This is a genomic window from Streptomyces sp. NPDC088747 (assembly GCF_044751025.1).
Classification (GTDB): domain Bacteria; phylum Actinomycetota; class Actinomycetes; order Streptomycetales; family Streptomycetaceae; genus Streptomyces.
This window is the reverse complement of sequence record NZ_JBIVKZ010000021.1, coordinates 161700-175307: the sequence shown is the minus strand read 5'-3', so window position 1 is coordinate 175307 and position 13608 is coordinate 161700. Positions and strand designations below refer to the sequence as shown.

Here is a 13608-nt window from a genome sequence, read left to right as displayed (position 1 = left end):
GTCCCCAGGGTGAGGCAGGCGGGCCGCCTGCCCCGGCGGGCTACGCCCCAGCGGGCCCGCCGCCCGCTGGGTTGCCCACTCCGGGGGAGTCCGGAGGACCGGTCCGATCAGGCCATCGGCGCCCGCGTCACAGACGTCACCCGACACCCCGTACGTCCGGGCGACGGCGAAGGCGACGTCTCCGGCTCCCTCAGACCAGCTTCTTGAGGAGTTCGTCGGCGAGCGGGGCGGCGGAGGCCGGGTTCTGGCCGGTGACCAGATTGCGGTCGACGACGACGTGCGGGGCCCAGGGCGCGCCCTCCTGGAAGTCGGTGCCGGCCTCGACGAGACGGTCCTGGAGCAGCCACTCGGCCTTGTCGGCGAAGCCGGCCTGGGACTCCTCGACGTTGGTGAAGCCGGTGATCCGGTAGCCCGCGAACGGGTTGGCGCCGTCCGGCCCCGCGGCGGCGAGCAGAGCCGCCGGGCCGTGGCACACCACGCCGAGCGGCTTGCCCGACTCCAGCGCGCGGGTGAGCAGCCGGCCGGACTCCTCGTCGACCGCGAGGTCCTCCATCGGCCCGTGACCGCCCGGGTAGAAGACCGCGGCGTAGCCGTCCAGGTCCACGTCCTCCAGCTTCACGGGCTTGCGGAGCTCGTCGAACGACGCGAGGGCCGCCGCCACCCTGTCGGCGCCCTCCTGCCCGCCGTTGACCTCGGGCGCGAGGCTCCCCTGGTCCACCGTCGGCACGACACCGCGCGGTGTGGCGACGACGATCTCGTGGCCCGCGGCCCTGAACGCCTCGTACGGCGCGACGGCCTCGTCCGCCCAGAAGCCCGTCGGATGCTGGGTGCCGTCCGCGAGCGTCCAGTGGTCGACGCCGGTCAGTACGAAAAGGATCTTCGACATGGTGCATTTCTCCGGGGGGTGCGGGCCCTGACGGGCACGGGCGGCGAATGGGTCTGCTCCCTCGCATGCCCTGACACTCCGTGTTCACCTCGTCCGTGTTCACCTCGTCAGGGCGGCGATGTCCTCGACGCTATGCCGCCCGCGGCCGGCGGACCAATAGGCAACCCGGTGGCGGTCATAGGACATCCAATGGCCCGGCCTGCTGCCGCACGGCGGCCCGGCGCTCCAGAACCCGCAGGGCGCGTTCGGCCCACCGGATGTTCTCCTCCTCGAAGGCGCGTCCCCGCATCAGTGTGAGATACGGGCCGACGCGCTCGCTCTTCATGAGGAACTCCTCCTCGTCGCGGCCGTCGAGCAGGCGGTCGCGCATCCGCTCGTAGCGGGCCAGCTTGGCGCGCGCCCACTCCAGGCGCTCCGCGACGGCCGCCCGTACGGCCTGCTCGTCCCCGGCGTCGACGGCCTGGACCTTGACCAGCAGCTCGTCACGGATGGCCGTGGGCCTGGGGAGCTCGGCGGTGAAGTCGCGCAGGGCGCCGAGGCCGGCGTCGGTGAGGGAGAAGACCCGCTTGTTCGGCCGGCGCTCCTGCCGGACGAGCCGGGCCTCGATGAGTCCTTCCGACTCCATGCGGTCGAGTTCGCGGTAGAGCTGCTGCGGGGTCGCCATCCAGAAGTTGGCCACCGACCCGTCGAATCCCTTGGCCAGGTCGTACCCGGACGCCTCGCCCTCCAGAAGCGCGGCCAGAACCGCGTTGCGCAGTGCCATGGCTCCAGGCTAGACGTCACTCACCGCCGCGACTAATCTGTTCGGCACCTAATCAATTAGTTGAGTATGACCAGTCGAGTACGAAAGGCGGGCGTGATGCATTCCTTCCGCAAGGCCGTGGAGGCGGGCGACCTCGCCGCGATCGAGGACCTGCTGGCCGAGGACGTGGTCTTCACCAGCCCCGTCGTCTTCAAGCCCTACCCGGGCAAGGCGATCACCGCGGCCATCCTGCGCGGCGTCACCCGCGTGTTCACCGACTTCCGCTACGTCCGCGAGATCGCCGACGCGGGCGGCCGTGACCACGCGCTGGTCTTCAAGGCGACGGTGGGCGGCAAGGAGATCGAGGGCTGCGACTTCCTGCACCTCGACCACGACGGCAGGATCGACGAGTTGACGGTCATGGTCCGTCCGCTGTCGGCCGCCCATGCGCTCGCCGAGGCGATGGGGGCGCAGTTCGAGCGGATCACGCGGGAGGCGGCGGGCGCGTAACCACGGCCTCTCGGCCCCGCGGGGTTTGGCTCGATCCCCATCGGCAACCCGGGTGTTGTGACGACAACGGCATCCCAAGAGGAGCTCTTCCGGTTTCTGGAGGACCGCTTCGCCTGCGCCCAGGCCTGTAGCGAATGTGCCAGGACCTGTGCGCTGCGTGCGAGTTCCATGAACCCGGACGGGCCGAAGGAACAGCAACTCATGCGACGTGAAGGCATTCTGTGCGCGGAGGTGTGTGACGCGACCTGCCGGGCGCTGTCCGAGCAGGTCCATCAGGACGAGGCGGGAATCCGCGCGCAGTTGGAGTGGTGCCGGGCGATCTGCCTCCAGAGCGCACAGGTCTTCGACGAGTACGGCGGGGCGCAGGACGCGGCGAAGGCCAGCCGTGAATGCGCCCAGGTGTGCGTGGAGTTCATCGCCACGCTGAGCTGAGCACCGCCCGGTCCCTGCCGTTCCTGGGGCTGCGCGCCGTTCCTGTGGCTCCGCGGCGGACCGGAGCCCGGCTCGGGTGAGGCCGTCACCGGCATTCCCAATTTCTGCAACGCGTTCTACCGTGTGCGCCGTCAAGCCCGGGAGAACCAGCTCAGTCAGTGGGAGCCAGGAGGCGCCGTGCATCTCGAATACACGCCAGAGCAGCAGCGGTTGCGCACCGAACTGCGCGGCTACTTCGCCGAGTTGGTGCCCGACCACTCCTACGCCCGGTACGCCGAACCGGCCGCGCAGAAGCGCTTCTACCGTGAAACCATCCGCCGCCTGGGCTCGGACGGCTGGCTGGGAGTGGGCTGGCCCAAGGAGTACGGCGGGCGCGGCCTGAGCCCGATGGAACAGTTCATCTTCTTCGACGAGGCGGCCCAGGCGGTCGTACCCCTGCCCCTGATGGCGCTGAACACGGTCGGTCCGACGATCATGCGGTTCGGCACCGAGGAGCAGAAGCGGTACTTCCTGCCCCGGATCCTGTCCGGTGAGATCGACTTCGCGATCGGCTACAGCGAACCGGACGCCGGCACGGACCTGGCCGCCCTGAAGACCAAGGCCGTCAGGGACGGCGACGACTACGTCGTCAACGGCCAGAAGATCTGGACGACGAACGGCGACACCGCCGACTGGGTCTGGCTCGCCGTCCGTACCGACCCCGCCGCCCCGCCGCACAAGGGCATCACGATGCTCCTGGTCCCGACCTCGGACCCCGGCTACTCCTGCACCCTCATCAACACCCTCGCCTCGCACGACACCACCGCGAGCTACTACGAGAACATCCGCGTCCCCCTCTCCCGGCGCGTCGGCGAGGAGAACAAGGGCTGGCGGCTGATCACCAACCAGCTCAACCACGAGCGCGTGACCCTCGCCGCGCACGGCACCATGGCCATCCGCGCCCTGCACGACGTGCAGCACTGGGCGATGGAGACCAAGCTCGCCGACGGGCGCCGCGTCATCGACCTGCCGTGGGTGCGGCGCCGCCTCGCCCAGACCCACACCAGGCTCGACGCCATGAAACTCCTCAACTGGCAGATGGTGAACGCCGTCCAGCAGGGCACCCTCACCCCGCAGGACGCCTCCGCCGTCAAGGTGTACGGCTCCGAGGCCCGCCGGGACGCCTACGCCTGGCTGATGGAGGTCGTCGCCGTTCCGGCGTCCCTCAGGGAGGGCTCGGCGGGCGCGGTCCTGCACGGCGAACTGGAACGCGGCTACCGGTCGGCGGTGATCTTCACCTTCGGCGGGGGCAACAACGAGATCCAGCGCGAGATCATCTCGTGGATCGGACTGGGGATGCCGCGAGTGCGGCGTTAGCCTGCTGGAGTGGACGTTTCCCAGCCGGGCGACCCGGGACTCTTCACCCCCGGTTCGGTGACCTGGCAGCTGCACGGCGACCCGATGATGTGGGTCGCCGGAATCCGCGCGCTCTACCTCCAGGCCCTGCACCCCCGCGCGGTGCGCGGCGTCATGCAGAACTCCGACTTCCGCCGCGACGCGTGGGGCCGCCTCAGAAGCATCGCGAACTTCGTGGGGACGACCACGTACGGGACCGCCGAGGCCGCGGAGAAGGCAGGGGCGCGCGTACGGAGGATTCACACGATGCTCACCGCGGCGGACCCGGAGACGGGGGAGCGCTACCGGATCGACGACCCGGAGCTGCTGCTGTGGGTGCACTGCGCGGAGATCGACTCCTATCTGCACGTCCTGTGGCACTCCGGGTTCCCCCTCACCGACGCGCAGGCCGACCGCTACGTCGGCGAACAGCGGGTCAGCGCACGGCTGGTGGGCCTCGACCCCGAGGACGTACCCGCCGACCGGGCCCAACTGGCCCGCTACTTCGAGAAGGTGCTGCCCGAACTGGCGGCCGGACCGGAGGCGCGTGAAGTGGACGACTTCCTGAGGCGCCCCCCGACACACCCGTTGCTTCTGCCGGCGCGCGCTGTGCTGTGGCGGCGCGTGGCGGGACTCGCGTACGCCGCCCTGCCGCCGTACGCCCACGAGTTGTACGGCAGACCGGCTCCGTCGCCCGCCGCGGTGACCCGGCGTCTGCGTGTCACCGGCACCACGCTGCGCTGTGTTCCCGCACGTCTGCGCTGGCAACTTCCGCCCAAACACATTCTGCGCGCCATGTCACGACTCGGCCCCGGCTCGCGCCCGGCGCCGTACAAAGTCGACAGATAACTCGCCATACTGGACGGGCCGGGGAGGGCGCGGGGTGAGCATCGACGGGGGCGGTCGCGGGAGATGGCGGAGACGAGGCTGATCCAGGGCCGGTACCGACTGCTCGATCTCATCGGGCGCGGCGGTATGGGCGAGGTGTGGCGGGCGCGGGACGAGTCGCTGGGCCGGCAGGTGGCCGTCAAGTGCCTCAAGCCGCTGGGCCCGCACCACGATCAGTCCTTCACCCGGGTCCTGCGGGAGCGGTTCCGGCGTGAGGCCCGGGTGGCCGCCGCCCTCCAGCACCGCGGGGTGACCGTCGTCCACGACTTCGGCGAGTCCGACGGGGTGCTGTACCTGGTGATGGAACTGCTGGAGGGGCGGAACCTCAGCCAGCTCCTGGAGGACAACAAACAGCACCCGCTGCCCGTCGCCGACGTCGTCGATGTCGCCGACCAGGTGGCCTCGGCGCTCGCCTACACCCATCAACAGGGCATCGTGCACCGCGACCTGAAGCCCGCGAACATCATGCGGCTCTCCGACGGCACGGTGAAGATCTGCGACTTCGGCATAGCGCGACTCGCTCACGACATCGGGTTCACCTCACGGCTGACCGGCACCGGAATCGCGATGGGCACCCCGCACTACATGTCGCCGGAGCAGATCAGCGGCACCCATGTCGACCAGCGCAGCGACCTGTACTCCTTCGGGTGCGTGCTGTACGAGATCGCCACCGGGGCGCCGCCGTTCGACCTCGACGACGCGTGGGCGGTCCTCGTGGGCCACCGGGACACCCCTCCGGAACCGCCGCGCCGCCACCGGGCCGAACTCCCCGAGTACTTCGAGAAGATCATCCTGGACCTGCTGGTCAAGGACCCCGAGGGGCGCCCGCAGGACGCCCGCGACCTGGGCCGCCGGATCAGCGCGGGCCGTACGACGCCGATGTACGTACCGACCGTCGTGACGCCCGCCCTCGTCCAACCGGGCTCGGGTCAGGGCCCGTTGGCCCCCTCGGTCCAGTCGCGTCCGGGACAGCCGCCGTCCCGCGAGCCCCGGCTGCCCTCCTGGACCCGCGGGATGACCACGGGCCACAAGGCGACCGGCGCCGGGCTGCGCGTCACACCGCCGGACGCCTCCGCGGGCCTCACCGGAGAGTGGATCGCGCGTCCGTCGACGGCGTTGGCGCGGGTGCCCGACCGCGTCGAACGCCCCACCCCCGCACCGGCGGTGGTCACCGCGCTGGCCGGACGGCACAGCGCGGGACTGAGCCTCGGGCGGCTCGGCCGGTGGACCGAGGCGGGCGAGGTGCACCGCGCGGTCGCCGCCGAGCGGGAACACGTCCTGGGGCCCGACCACCCCGACACGCTCGCCAGCCGCTACGAGGTCGGCTTCACCCTCAGCCGTACCGGGCGCCCCGCCGAAGCGCTGCGCGAGTACGCGCACGTGGCCCGGACCAGGGAACGGGTGCTCGGCCCCGAGCACGCCGACACGCTCGCCGCGCGCCAGGAGATGGCGTACGTCCTCGGGCAGCTCGGCCGCCATTTCGAGGCCCACCAGGCGTACACGTCCGTGCTCGCCGCCCGGGAGCACGCGATGGGCCCCGAGCACCCCGACACCCTGCGCTGCCGCCACAACCTCGCCTTCAACCTCAGCAGACTCGGCCGCCTGGAGGACTCGTACCGCATGGCGAGCGACGTGGCCTCCGTCCGCGCCCGGGTGCTGGGCGCGACGCACCCCGACACGCTCGTCACCCGGTACGAGGTCGCCTACGCGCTCGGCCAGTTGGGCAGGTGGCCCGAAGCGCTGCACACCTACCGGGAGGTGGCCGAGGCGCGGGCGCAGGCGCTGGGGCCCGATCACCCGGACACCCTCGCCGCCCGCTACGAGGTCGGCATCAGCCTGGGCCGCCTCGGCCGCAGCGCGCAGGCCCTGGACCTGTACCGCGACCTGATCGAGGACCGGGTCCGCGTGCACGGTCCCGCGCACCCCGAGACCCTGCGCGCCCGGCACGGCCTCGGCGTCAACCTGGGCCGCATGGGCCGCTGGGAGGAGGCCCTCGCGGAGTCGCGTGACGTGTGCGCCATCCGGGAACGCGTGCTGGGCGCCGACCACCCCGACACCCTGGTGAGCCGCCGTGAGGTCGCCGTCGGCCTCGGCTGGCTCGGCCGCTGGGCCGACGCCCTCACCGAGTACCGCGCCGTCGCCTCCGCCCGCGAACGCGTCCTGGGCGCCGACCATCCCGACGCCCTCGCCAGCCGCAACGACGAGGCCCACTGCCTGGAACAGCTGGGGCACGGCCAGGAGGCGGTGGAGCTGTACCGGAGGGTGGCGGCGCTGCGCCAGCAGCGGGCGTCCGGAGGACACTGACCGGCCGGCACGCCCACGCGCCCAAACGGGCGCCCGCCGCCTGCCGCGTACCCCTGGCCGTCGTAGATCATCGCGTGCTACCAAGAAGCATGCCTGCACACGAGGGATACGACGCCGTGATCGTCGGCGGGGGCCACAACGGACTCGTCGCCGCCGCCTACCTGGCCCGCGCGGGGCGGTCGGTGCTGGTGCTGGAGCGGCTGCGCACCACGGGCGGCGCCGCGGTGTCCACGCGGCCGTTCGCCGGGGTCGACGCCCGACTCTCGCGCTACTCGTACCTGGTCAGCCTGCTGCCCCGGAAGATCGTGCGGGATCTCGGCCTGGACTTCAGGGTGCGTGGGCGCAACGTCTCCTCGTACACCCCCGTGGAGCGGGACGGGAAGCCGACCGGGCTGCTCGTCGGCGGCGGCGAACGGCGCACCCGCGAGGCCTTCGCGCGGCTCACCGGATCGGACAGCGAGTACGCGGCGTGGCGGCGGTTCTACGGCATGACGGGCCGGGTCGCGCAGCGGGTGTTCCCGACGCTGACGGAGCCGCTGCCCACCCGCGAGGAACTGCGCGGGCGGATCGACGACGAGGAGGCGTGGCGGGTCCTCTTCGAGGAGCCGGTCGGCGCCGCGGTCGAGGAGTACTTCGCGGACGACCTGGTTCGCGGTGTCGTCCTCACCGACGCCCTCATCGGGACCTTCGCGGACGCCCACGACCCCTCGCTGCGCCAGAACCGCTGCTTCCTCTACCACGTGATCGGCGGCGGCACCGGTGCCTGGGACGTGCCGGTCGGCGGCATGGGCGCGCTGACGGACGCGATCGCCACGGCGGCGCGCAACGCGGGGGTGGTGATCGCCACCGGCCACGAGGCGGTGCGGATCGAGACGGACGGACGGGCCGCCGAGGTCACCTACCGCGGCGCGGACGGCGAGGGCGTCGTGGCGACCCGGCACGTCCTGGTGAACGCCTCGCCGCAGGAGCTCGCGCGCCTCACCGGCGACGAGGCGCCCGCCCCCGCGGAGGGCGCCCAGCTCAAGGTGAACATGCTCCTGAAGCGGCTGCCGAGGCTTCGCGACACCTCCGTCGACCCGCGCGAGGCGTTCTCCGGAACCTTCCACATCGCCGAGGGATACGAGCAGTTGGCCACCGCCCACGCGCAGGCCGCGTCCGGTGAGCTGCCCACCGCGCCGCCCTCCGAGATCTACTGCCACTCGCTCACCGACCCGAGCATTCTCGGGCGCGACCTGGCCGAGCAGGGCTACCAGACCCTCACGCTCTTCGGGCTCCACACACCGGCCCGGCTCTTCGAGCGGGACAACGACGCCGTGCGCGACGAACTGCTCAGGTCGACGGTGGCGCAGCTCGACGCCCACCTCGCCGAGCCGCTCGTGAGCTGCCTGGCCACCGACGCCGACGGCCGGCCCTGCATCGAGGCGAAGACCCCGCTCGACCTGGAACGTGACCTGCGGCTGCCCGGCGGCAACATCTTCCACCGGGATCTCGCGTTCCCGTACGCGCAGGAGGGCACGGGCCGTTGGGGTGTGGAGACCCGCCATCCGAACGTCCTGCTGTGCGGCGCGGGTGCGGTGCGCGGCGGCGGGGTGAGCGGGGTGCCCGGACACAACGCGGCGATGGCCGTGCTGGAGGAGGGGAACCCCGCGGGCCCTCGCCGGCGGTAGGCGACGACCTCAGTCGGCGGACTCCACCCAGCCCACCGCCTCGATCCGTGCGGCGTCCGCCGGCCGTGCCTCGTCGAAGAGGACGCGGCCGGCGGTCTCGGCGCGGAGTGCGTCGACGTACACGCCGCGACCGACGTACAGCCGGTCGGTCGTGTAGCGCCAGCGGGCGGTGAGCTGCCGGGCCGGGGGCAGGTCGGCGGTGAGCCGGTGCCAGACCCGGCCCGACCAGCCGGTGGCCGTACCGGTGGGGTGCTCCACCGGTTCCTCGCCGTGCGGGCCCGTGGTCGTGAAGGGAAGCCGCTGCCAGGTCACGCCGCCGTCGGTGGAGGCCTCCAGGAAGAGGAGGTCGGACAGGGGCTCGGTGTCCCACCACAGGGCGCAGCGAAGGCGCGCCGGACCGGTGCCGGTGTCGAGCGCGGGCAGCGCCAGCGTGGCCGTGGTCGTGCTCGCCATGCCGGAGAACCAGGAGGTGCGGCCTCGTGCGGGACGTACCGGCACGGCGCGCGCCAGGCTGTTCGCCGCGGCGACCCGGGGAGCGGAACCGGACCGCCAACCTCGGTAGGGGTGCACGGAGTTGCCGAGGACGATCAGGAAGGAGTCGGTCGTCGGGTCGAGGACGAGCGAGGTACCGGTGAAGCCGGTGTGGCCCGCGGTGCGCGGGGTGGCCATCGCGCCCATGTACCAGTGCTGGTGGAGCTCGAATCCGAGACCGTGCTCGTCGCCGGGGAAGGCGGTGTTGAAGTCGGTGAACATCAGGTCCACCGTCTCCGGTTCCAGGACGCGCGCTTTGCCGTACGCACCGCCGTTGAGCAGCGTACGGCCCAGGATCGCCAGGTCCCAGGCGCAGGAGAAGACGCCCGCGTGGCCCGCCACGCCGCCCAGCGAGTAGGCGTTCTCGTCGTGCACCTCGCCCCACACCAGGCCCCGGTTCAGCCCTGACCAGGGCAGCCGGGCGTCCTCGGTGGCGGCGATCCTCGGCTTCCAGGAGGCGGGCGGGTTGTAGCGGGTGCGGTGCATGCCGAGCGGGCCGGTGATCTCCTCGCGGAGGAGGGCGTCCAGGGTGCGGCCGGTGATCTTCTCCAGGACGAGCTGGAGCGAGATCAGGTTCAGGTCCGAGTAGAGGTATCTGGTGCCCGGCGGGTTGAGCGGGGCCTCGTTCCAGATGAGTTGGAGCTTCCCCTCGTGGGTGGGCGCGCTGTAGAGCGGGATCCAGGCGCGGAAACCCGAGGTGTGGGTGAGGAGTTGGCGGACCGTGATGTCCTGTTTGCCGCCGCCCGCGAACTCCGGGAGGTACGAGGCGACCGCCTGCTCCAGAGCCAGGGCACCGCGCTCGATCTGCTGGACCGCGAGGATCGACGTGAACAGTTTCGAGACGGAGGCCAGGTCGTAGACGGTGTCCTCGGCCGCCGCGATCTGCTGAGCGGCGGGGAACTCGACGCCGGTGTCGGTCTTCTCGTCGTACGCCGCGTAGCGCACCGCCATGCCGATAGGCCGGTGCAGCGCCACGGTGCCACCGCGCCCGGCGAGGAGCACGGCGCCCGCGTACCAGGGGTGTGCGGGGGAGGGGCCGAGGAACGCCTCGGCGTCGGAGACGAGTTGCCGTAGGTGGTCCGGCAGCAGACCGGCCCGTTCGGCCGATCCGTGCCGCAGGGTGGGCCGCCCGCCGCCGTCGGGCGCTGCGGCCGCCGCGGGCCCCGCGGGAAAGGGGGCGATGGCCAGGGCGCCGCCCAAGGCCAGCGCTCGTCTGCCCAGTTGACGACGGCTCAGCGCGCCACCTGTGCCGTCCACTGTCGAGTCGGTCGTCGAAGGGGTGGTCGGTTCGGTCATCGAGGAGTCTCCCGCCGCGTCGCCTGAAAGTATCTTTCCGGGTTCGCCGTGCGGGTGAAACTTTCCTGTCAGGCCGCTGATGTGTCAACCATGGCAGGCGGCTCCGATGAATCTGACGGAGCATCAGAAAAGGTCTTCCCTCGTCCGGAGGACTGCGGCATCCTGCGGCCATGCAGACGGAGCTGAGCAACAGACTCGGAGTCGAGCACGCCGTCTTCGGCTTCACGCCGTTCCCCGCCGTCGCCGCGGCCATCAGCAGGGCGGGCGGATTCGGCGTGCTCGGCGCGGTCCGCTACACCGCCCCCGAGGACCTGAAACGAGACCTCGACTGGATCGAGGCGAACGTCGACGGCATGCCCTACGGCCTGGACGTCGTCATGCCGGCCAAGAAGGTCGAGGCCACCGGAGGCCGGGCCCTGACCGAGGCCGACATCGAGGCGATGATCCCCGAGGGGCACCGGCGGTTCGTGCGGGACACCTTGGCGAAGTACGGCGTCGCCGACCTCGACGAGGGCGAGGCGTCCGGCTGGCGGATCACGGGCTGGATGGAGCAGGTCGCCCGCGACCAGCTCGACGTCGCCTTCGACTACCCGATCAAACTGCTGGCCAACGCGCTGGGGTCGCCGCCCCTCGACGTCGTCGAGCGCGCCCACGACCGCGGGGTGCTCGTCGCCGCCCTCGCGGGCAGCGCCCGGCACGCGCGCAAGCACGCCGAGGCCGGTATCGACATCGTCGTCGCGCAGGGCTACGAGGCCGGCGGCCACACCGGGGAGATCGCCACGATGGTGCTCACGCCCGAAGTCGTCGACGCCGTGGACCCGTTGCCCGTCCTCGCGGCGGGCGGCATCGGCAGCGGACGGCAGGTGGCCGCCGCGCTCAGCCTCGGCGCCCAGGGCGTGTGGCTCGGCTCCGTATGGCTGACCGTGACCGAGGCCGAGATGCACTCGCGCGCCGTCACGCGGAAGCTGCTCGCCGCGGGATCCGGCGACACCGTCCGCTCGCGCGCGCTGACCGGCAAACCGGCACGGCAACTGCGCACCGAGTGGACCGACGCCTGGGACGACCCGGACGGGCCGGGCACGCTGCCCATGCCGTTGCAGGGACTGCTGGTGGCCGAGGCGCTCTCCCGGATCCAGAAGCACGAGGTCGAACCACTGCTCGGCACCCCGGTGGGCCAGATCGTCGGCCGGATGAACAGTGAACGCGGCGTCCAGGAGGTCTTCGACGACCTGACCCGGGGCTTCGAGCACGCCGTCGACCGGATCAACCGCATCGCGGGAAGGAGCGACCAGTCATGAGCACGGTTGCGAGCACACCGCCGAACGGCTTCTGGGCCCAGGCCGCGGCGGACCCCGGCCGCACGGTCCTCATCACGCCGGAAGGAGAGGAGTGGAGCGCCGGCCGGCTGCACGCCTCGGCCAACCAACTGGTCCACGGACTGCGTGCCGCGGGCCTCACGCGCGGGGACGCCTTCGCGGTCGTCCTGCCCAACGGCGTCGAGTTCTTCGTCGCCTTCCTCGCCGCCTCACAGGCCGGCTTCTATCTCGTCCCCGTCAACCACCACCTGGTCGGCCCCGAGATCGCCTGGATCGTCGGGGACTCGGGCGCCAAGGTGCTCATCGCGCATGAACGGTTCGCGGACCCGGCACGCCAGGCCGCCGACGAGGCCGGGCTCCCGGCCACCCACCGCTACGCCGTCGGACCGGCCGAGGGCTTCAGGCCGTACGCCGAACTCCTGGACGGACAGGCCGAGTCGGTGCCCGAGGGCCGCACCCTCGGCTGGGTCATGAACTACACCTCGGGCACCACGGGCCGCCCACGCGGCATCCGGCGCCCACTGCCCGGCAAGCTCCCCGAGGAGACGTATCTCGGCGGTTTCCTCGGCATCTTCGGCATCAAGCCGTTCGACGAGAACGTGCACCTCGTCTGCTCACCGCTGTACCACACCGCCGTCCTCCAGTTCGCGGGCGCTTCCCTGCACATCGGCCACCGTCTGGTGCTGATGGACAAGTGGACGCCCGAGGAGATGCTCCGGGTCATGGACACCCACGCGTGCACGCACACCCATATGGTGCCGACCCAGTTCCACCGGCTGCTGGCACTCCCCGAGGAGGTGCGGTCCCGCTACGACGTCTCCGCCATGCGGCACGCCATCCACGGGGCGGCTCCGTGCCCGGACCACGTGAAGCGCGCGATGATCGAGTGGTGGGGCGACAGCGTCGAGGAGTACTACGCGGCCAGCGAGGGCGGCGGAGCCTTCGCGACCGCCGAGGACTGGCTGAAGAAGCCGGGCACCGTCGGCAGGGCCTGGCCGATCAGCGAACTCGCCGTCTTCGACGACGACGGCAACAGGCTGCCGCCCGGTGAACTCGGCACCGTCTACATGAAGATGAGCACCGGCGGATTCTCGTACCACAAGGACGAGACCAAGACGAGGAAGAACCGCATCGGCGACTTCTTCACCGTCGGCGACCTCGGTCTCCTCGACGAGGACGGCTACCTCTTCCTGCGCGACCGCAAGATCGACATGATTATCTCGGGCGGCGTCAACATCTACCCGGCCGAGATCGAGGCCGCCCTGCTCACCCACCCCGCCGTCGCGGACGCGGCCGCCTTCGGCATCCCGCACGACGACTGGGGCGAGCAGGTCAAGGCGGTGGTGGAACCCGCCCCCGGACACGAACCGGACGCCGCCCTCGCCACGGCCATCCTCGACCACTGCGAGCGTCAACTCGCGGGCTACAAGCGCCCCAAGAGCGTCGACTTCATCGAGTCGATGCCCCGCGACCCGAACGGCAAGCTCTACAAGCGGCGGCTGCGCGATCCGTACTGGGAGGACCGCGAGCGGGTGGTGTGACTCTGGGCGGATCGGCGGCTGGGCAACGGGGTTGGGGCCCCGCCATTGTGGAGCGGGACCCCAAATCCGTTTCCCGGCAACGGTGTTGTGGCCCAGCCATGATGGAGCGGGACCACAACAG

At 71.5% G+C, this 13608-nt stretch carries 11 protein-coding genes; 8 read left to right on the top strand and 3 right to left on the bottom strand.

Annotated features, from left to right (window positions below):
* Positions 1-190: 190 nt before the first annotated feature.
* Positions 191-886 (bottom strand): type 1 glutamine amidotransferase domain-containing protein, encoded by a 696-nt coding sequence (locus ACIP79_RS36725; RefSeq protein ID WP_401230792.1) that lies wholly within the window; start codon positions 884-886, stop codon positions 191-193.
* A 175-nt stretch (positions 887-1061) separates the two neighbouring features.
* Complete coding sequence (locus ACIP79_RS36720) at positions 1062-1649, bottom strand: PadR family transcriptional regulator (protein ID WP_401230790.1); 588 nt, start codon at positions 1647-1649, stop codon at positions 1062-1064.
* Positions 1650-1745: 96 nt separating this feature from the next.
* Here ACIP79_RS36720 and ACIP79_RS36715 point away from each other — a divergent pair, with 96 nt between their 5' ends.
* From ACIP79_RS36715 to ACIP79_RS36690, 6 genes are all read left to right on the top strand, one after another.
* Positions 1746-2138 carry a nuclear transport factor 2 family protein gene (locus ACIP79_RS36715; RefSeq protein ID WP_401230788.1) on the top strand — a complete coding sequence of 131 codons (393 nt, stop codon included), beginning with the start codon at positions 1746-1748 and terminating at the stop codon, positions 2136-2138.
* A 57-nt stretch (positions 2139-2195) separates the two neighbouring features.
* Entirely contained in the window at positions 2196-2570 is a 375-nt protein-coding gene (locus ACIP79_RS36710; protein ID WP_401230785.1) for a ferredoxin, read from the top strand.
* 177 nt (positions 2571-2747) lie between these two features.
* On the top strand, positions 2748-3926 hold the full coding sequence (locus tag ACIP79_RS36705; RefSeq protein ID WP_401230783.1) for an acyl-CoA dehydrogenase family protein: 1179 nt from the start codon (positions 2748-2750) through the stop codon (positions 3924-3926).
* A gap of 84 nt (positions 3927-4010) precedes the next feature.
* Positions 4011-4793: an oxygenase MpaB family protein gene (locus ACIP79_RS36700; RefSeq protein WP_401230856.1), complete on the top strand. Its 783-nt coding sequence runs from the start codon at positions 4011-4013 to the stop codon at positions 4791-4793.
* A gap of 63 nt (positions 4794-4856) precedes the next feature.
* Entirely contained in the window at positions 4857-7136 is a 2280-nt protein-coding gene (locus tag ACIP79_RS36695) for a tetratricopeptide repeat protein (protein ID WP_401230781.1), read from the top strand.
* 89 nt (positions 7137-7225) lie between these two features.
* Positions 7226-8803: a phytoene desaturase family protein gene (locus ACIP79_RS36690; RefSeq protein ID WP_401230778.1), complete on the top strand. Its 1578-nt coding sequence runs from the start codon at positions 7226-7228 to the stop codon at positions 8801-8803.
* A 9-nt stretch (positions 8804-8812) separates the two neighbouring features.
* On the opposite strand, the gene ACIP79_RS36685 is transcribed toward ACIP79_RS36690, so the two are convergent.
* Positions 8813-10630, bottom strand: a complete 1818-nt coding sequence (locus ACIP79_RS36685) for a serine hydrolase (protein ID WP_401230776.1) — start codon at positions 10628-10630, stop codon at positions 8813-8815.
* 170 nt (positions 10631-10800) lie between these two features.
* Between ACIP79_RS36685 and ACIP79_RS36680 the strand changes: the two genes are divergently transcribed.
* Together ACIP79_RS36680 and ACIP79_RS36675 are read left to right on the top strand one after the other, a co-directional pair.
* Entirely contained in the window at positions 10801-11928 is a 1128-nt protein-coding gene (locus ACIP79_RS36680) for an NAD(P)H-dependent flavin oxidoreductase (protein ID WP_401230773.1), read from the top strand.
* A complete protein-coding gene (locus ACIP79_RS36675; RefSeq protein WP_401230771.1) occupies positions 11925-13487 on the top strand; it encodes an acyl-CoA synthetase in 1563 nt (520 codons plus the stop codon). The genes ACIP79_RS36680 and ACIP79_RS36675 overlap by 4 nt, the downstream gene beginning before the upstream one ends.
* Positions 13488-13608: the final 121 nt, after the last annotated feature.

Coding starts and splice junctions, on each gene's coding strand:
- ACIP79_RS36725 (WP_401230792.1), bottom strand. CDS start 886: ATGTCGAAGATCCTTTTCGTACTGACCGGCGTCGACCACTGGACGCTC.
- ACIP79_RS36720 (WP_401230790.1), bottom strand. CDS start 1,649: ATGGCACTGCGCAACGCGGTTCTGGCCGCGCTTCTGGAGGGCGAGGCG.
- ACIP79_RS36715 (WP_401230788.1), top strand. CDS start 1,746: ATGCATTCCTTCCGCAAGGCCGTGGAGGCGGGCGACCTCGCCGCGATC.
- ACIP79_RS36700 (WP_401230856.1), top strand. CDS start 4,011: ATGATGTGGGTCGCCGGAATCCGCGCGCTCTACCTCCAGGCCCTGCAC.
- ACIP79_RS36695 (WP_401230781.1), top strand. CDS start 4,857: ATGGCGGAGACGAGGCTGATCCAGGGCCGGTACCGACTGCTCGATCTC.
- ACIP79_RS36690 (WP_401230778.1), top strand. CDS start 7,226: ATGCCTGCACACGAGGGATACGACGCCGTGATCGTCGGCGGGGGCCAC.
- ACIP79_RS36685 (WP_401230776.1), bottom strand. CDS start 10,630: ATGACCGAACCGACCACCCCTTCGACGACCGACTCGACAGTGGACGGC.
- ACIP79_RS36680 (WP_401230773.1), top strand. CDS start 10,801: ATGCAGACGGAGCTGAGCAACAGACTCGGAGTCGAGCACGCCGTCTTC.
- ACIP79_RS36675 (WP_401230771.1), top strand. CDS start 11,925: ATGAGCACGGTTGCGAGCACACCGCCGAACGGCTTCTGGGCCCAGGCC.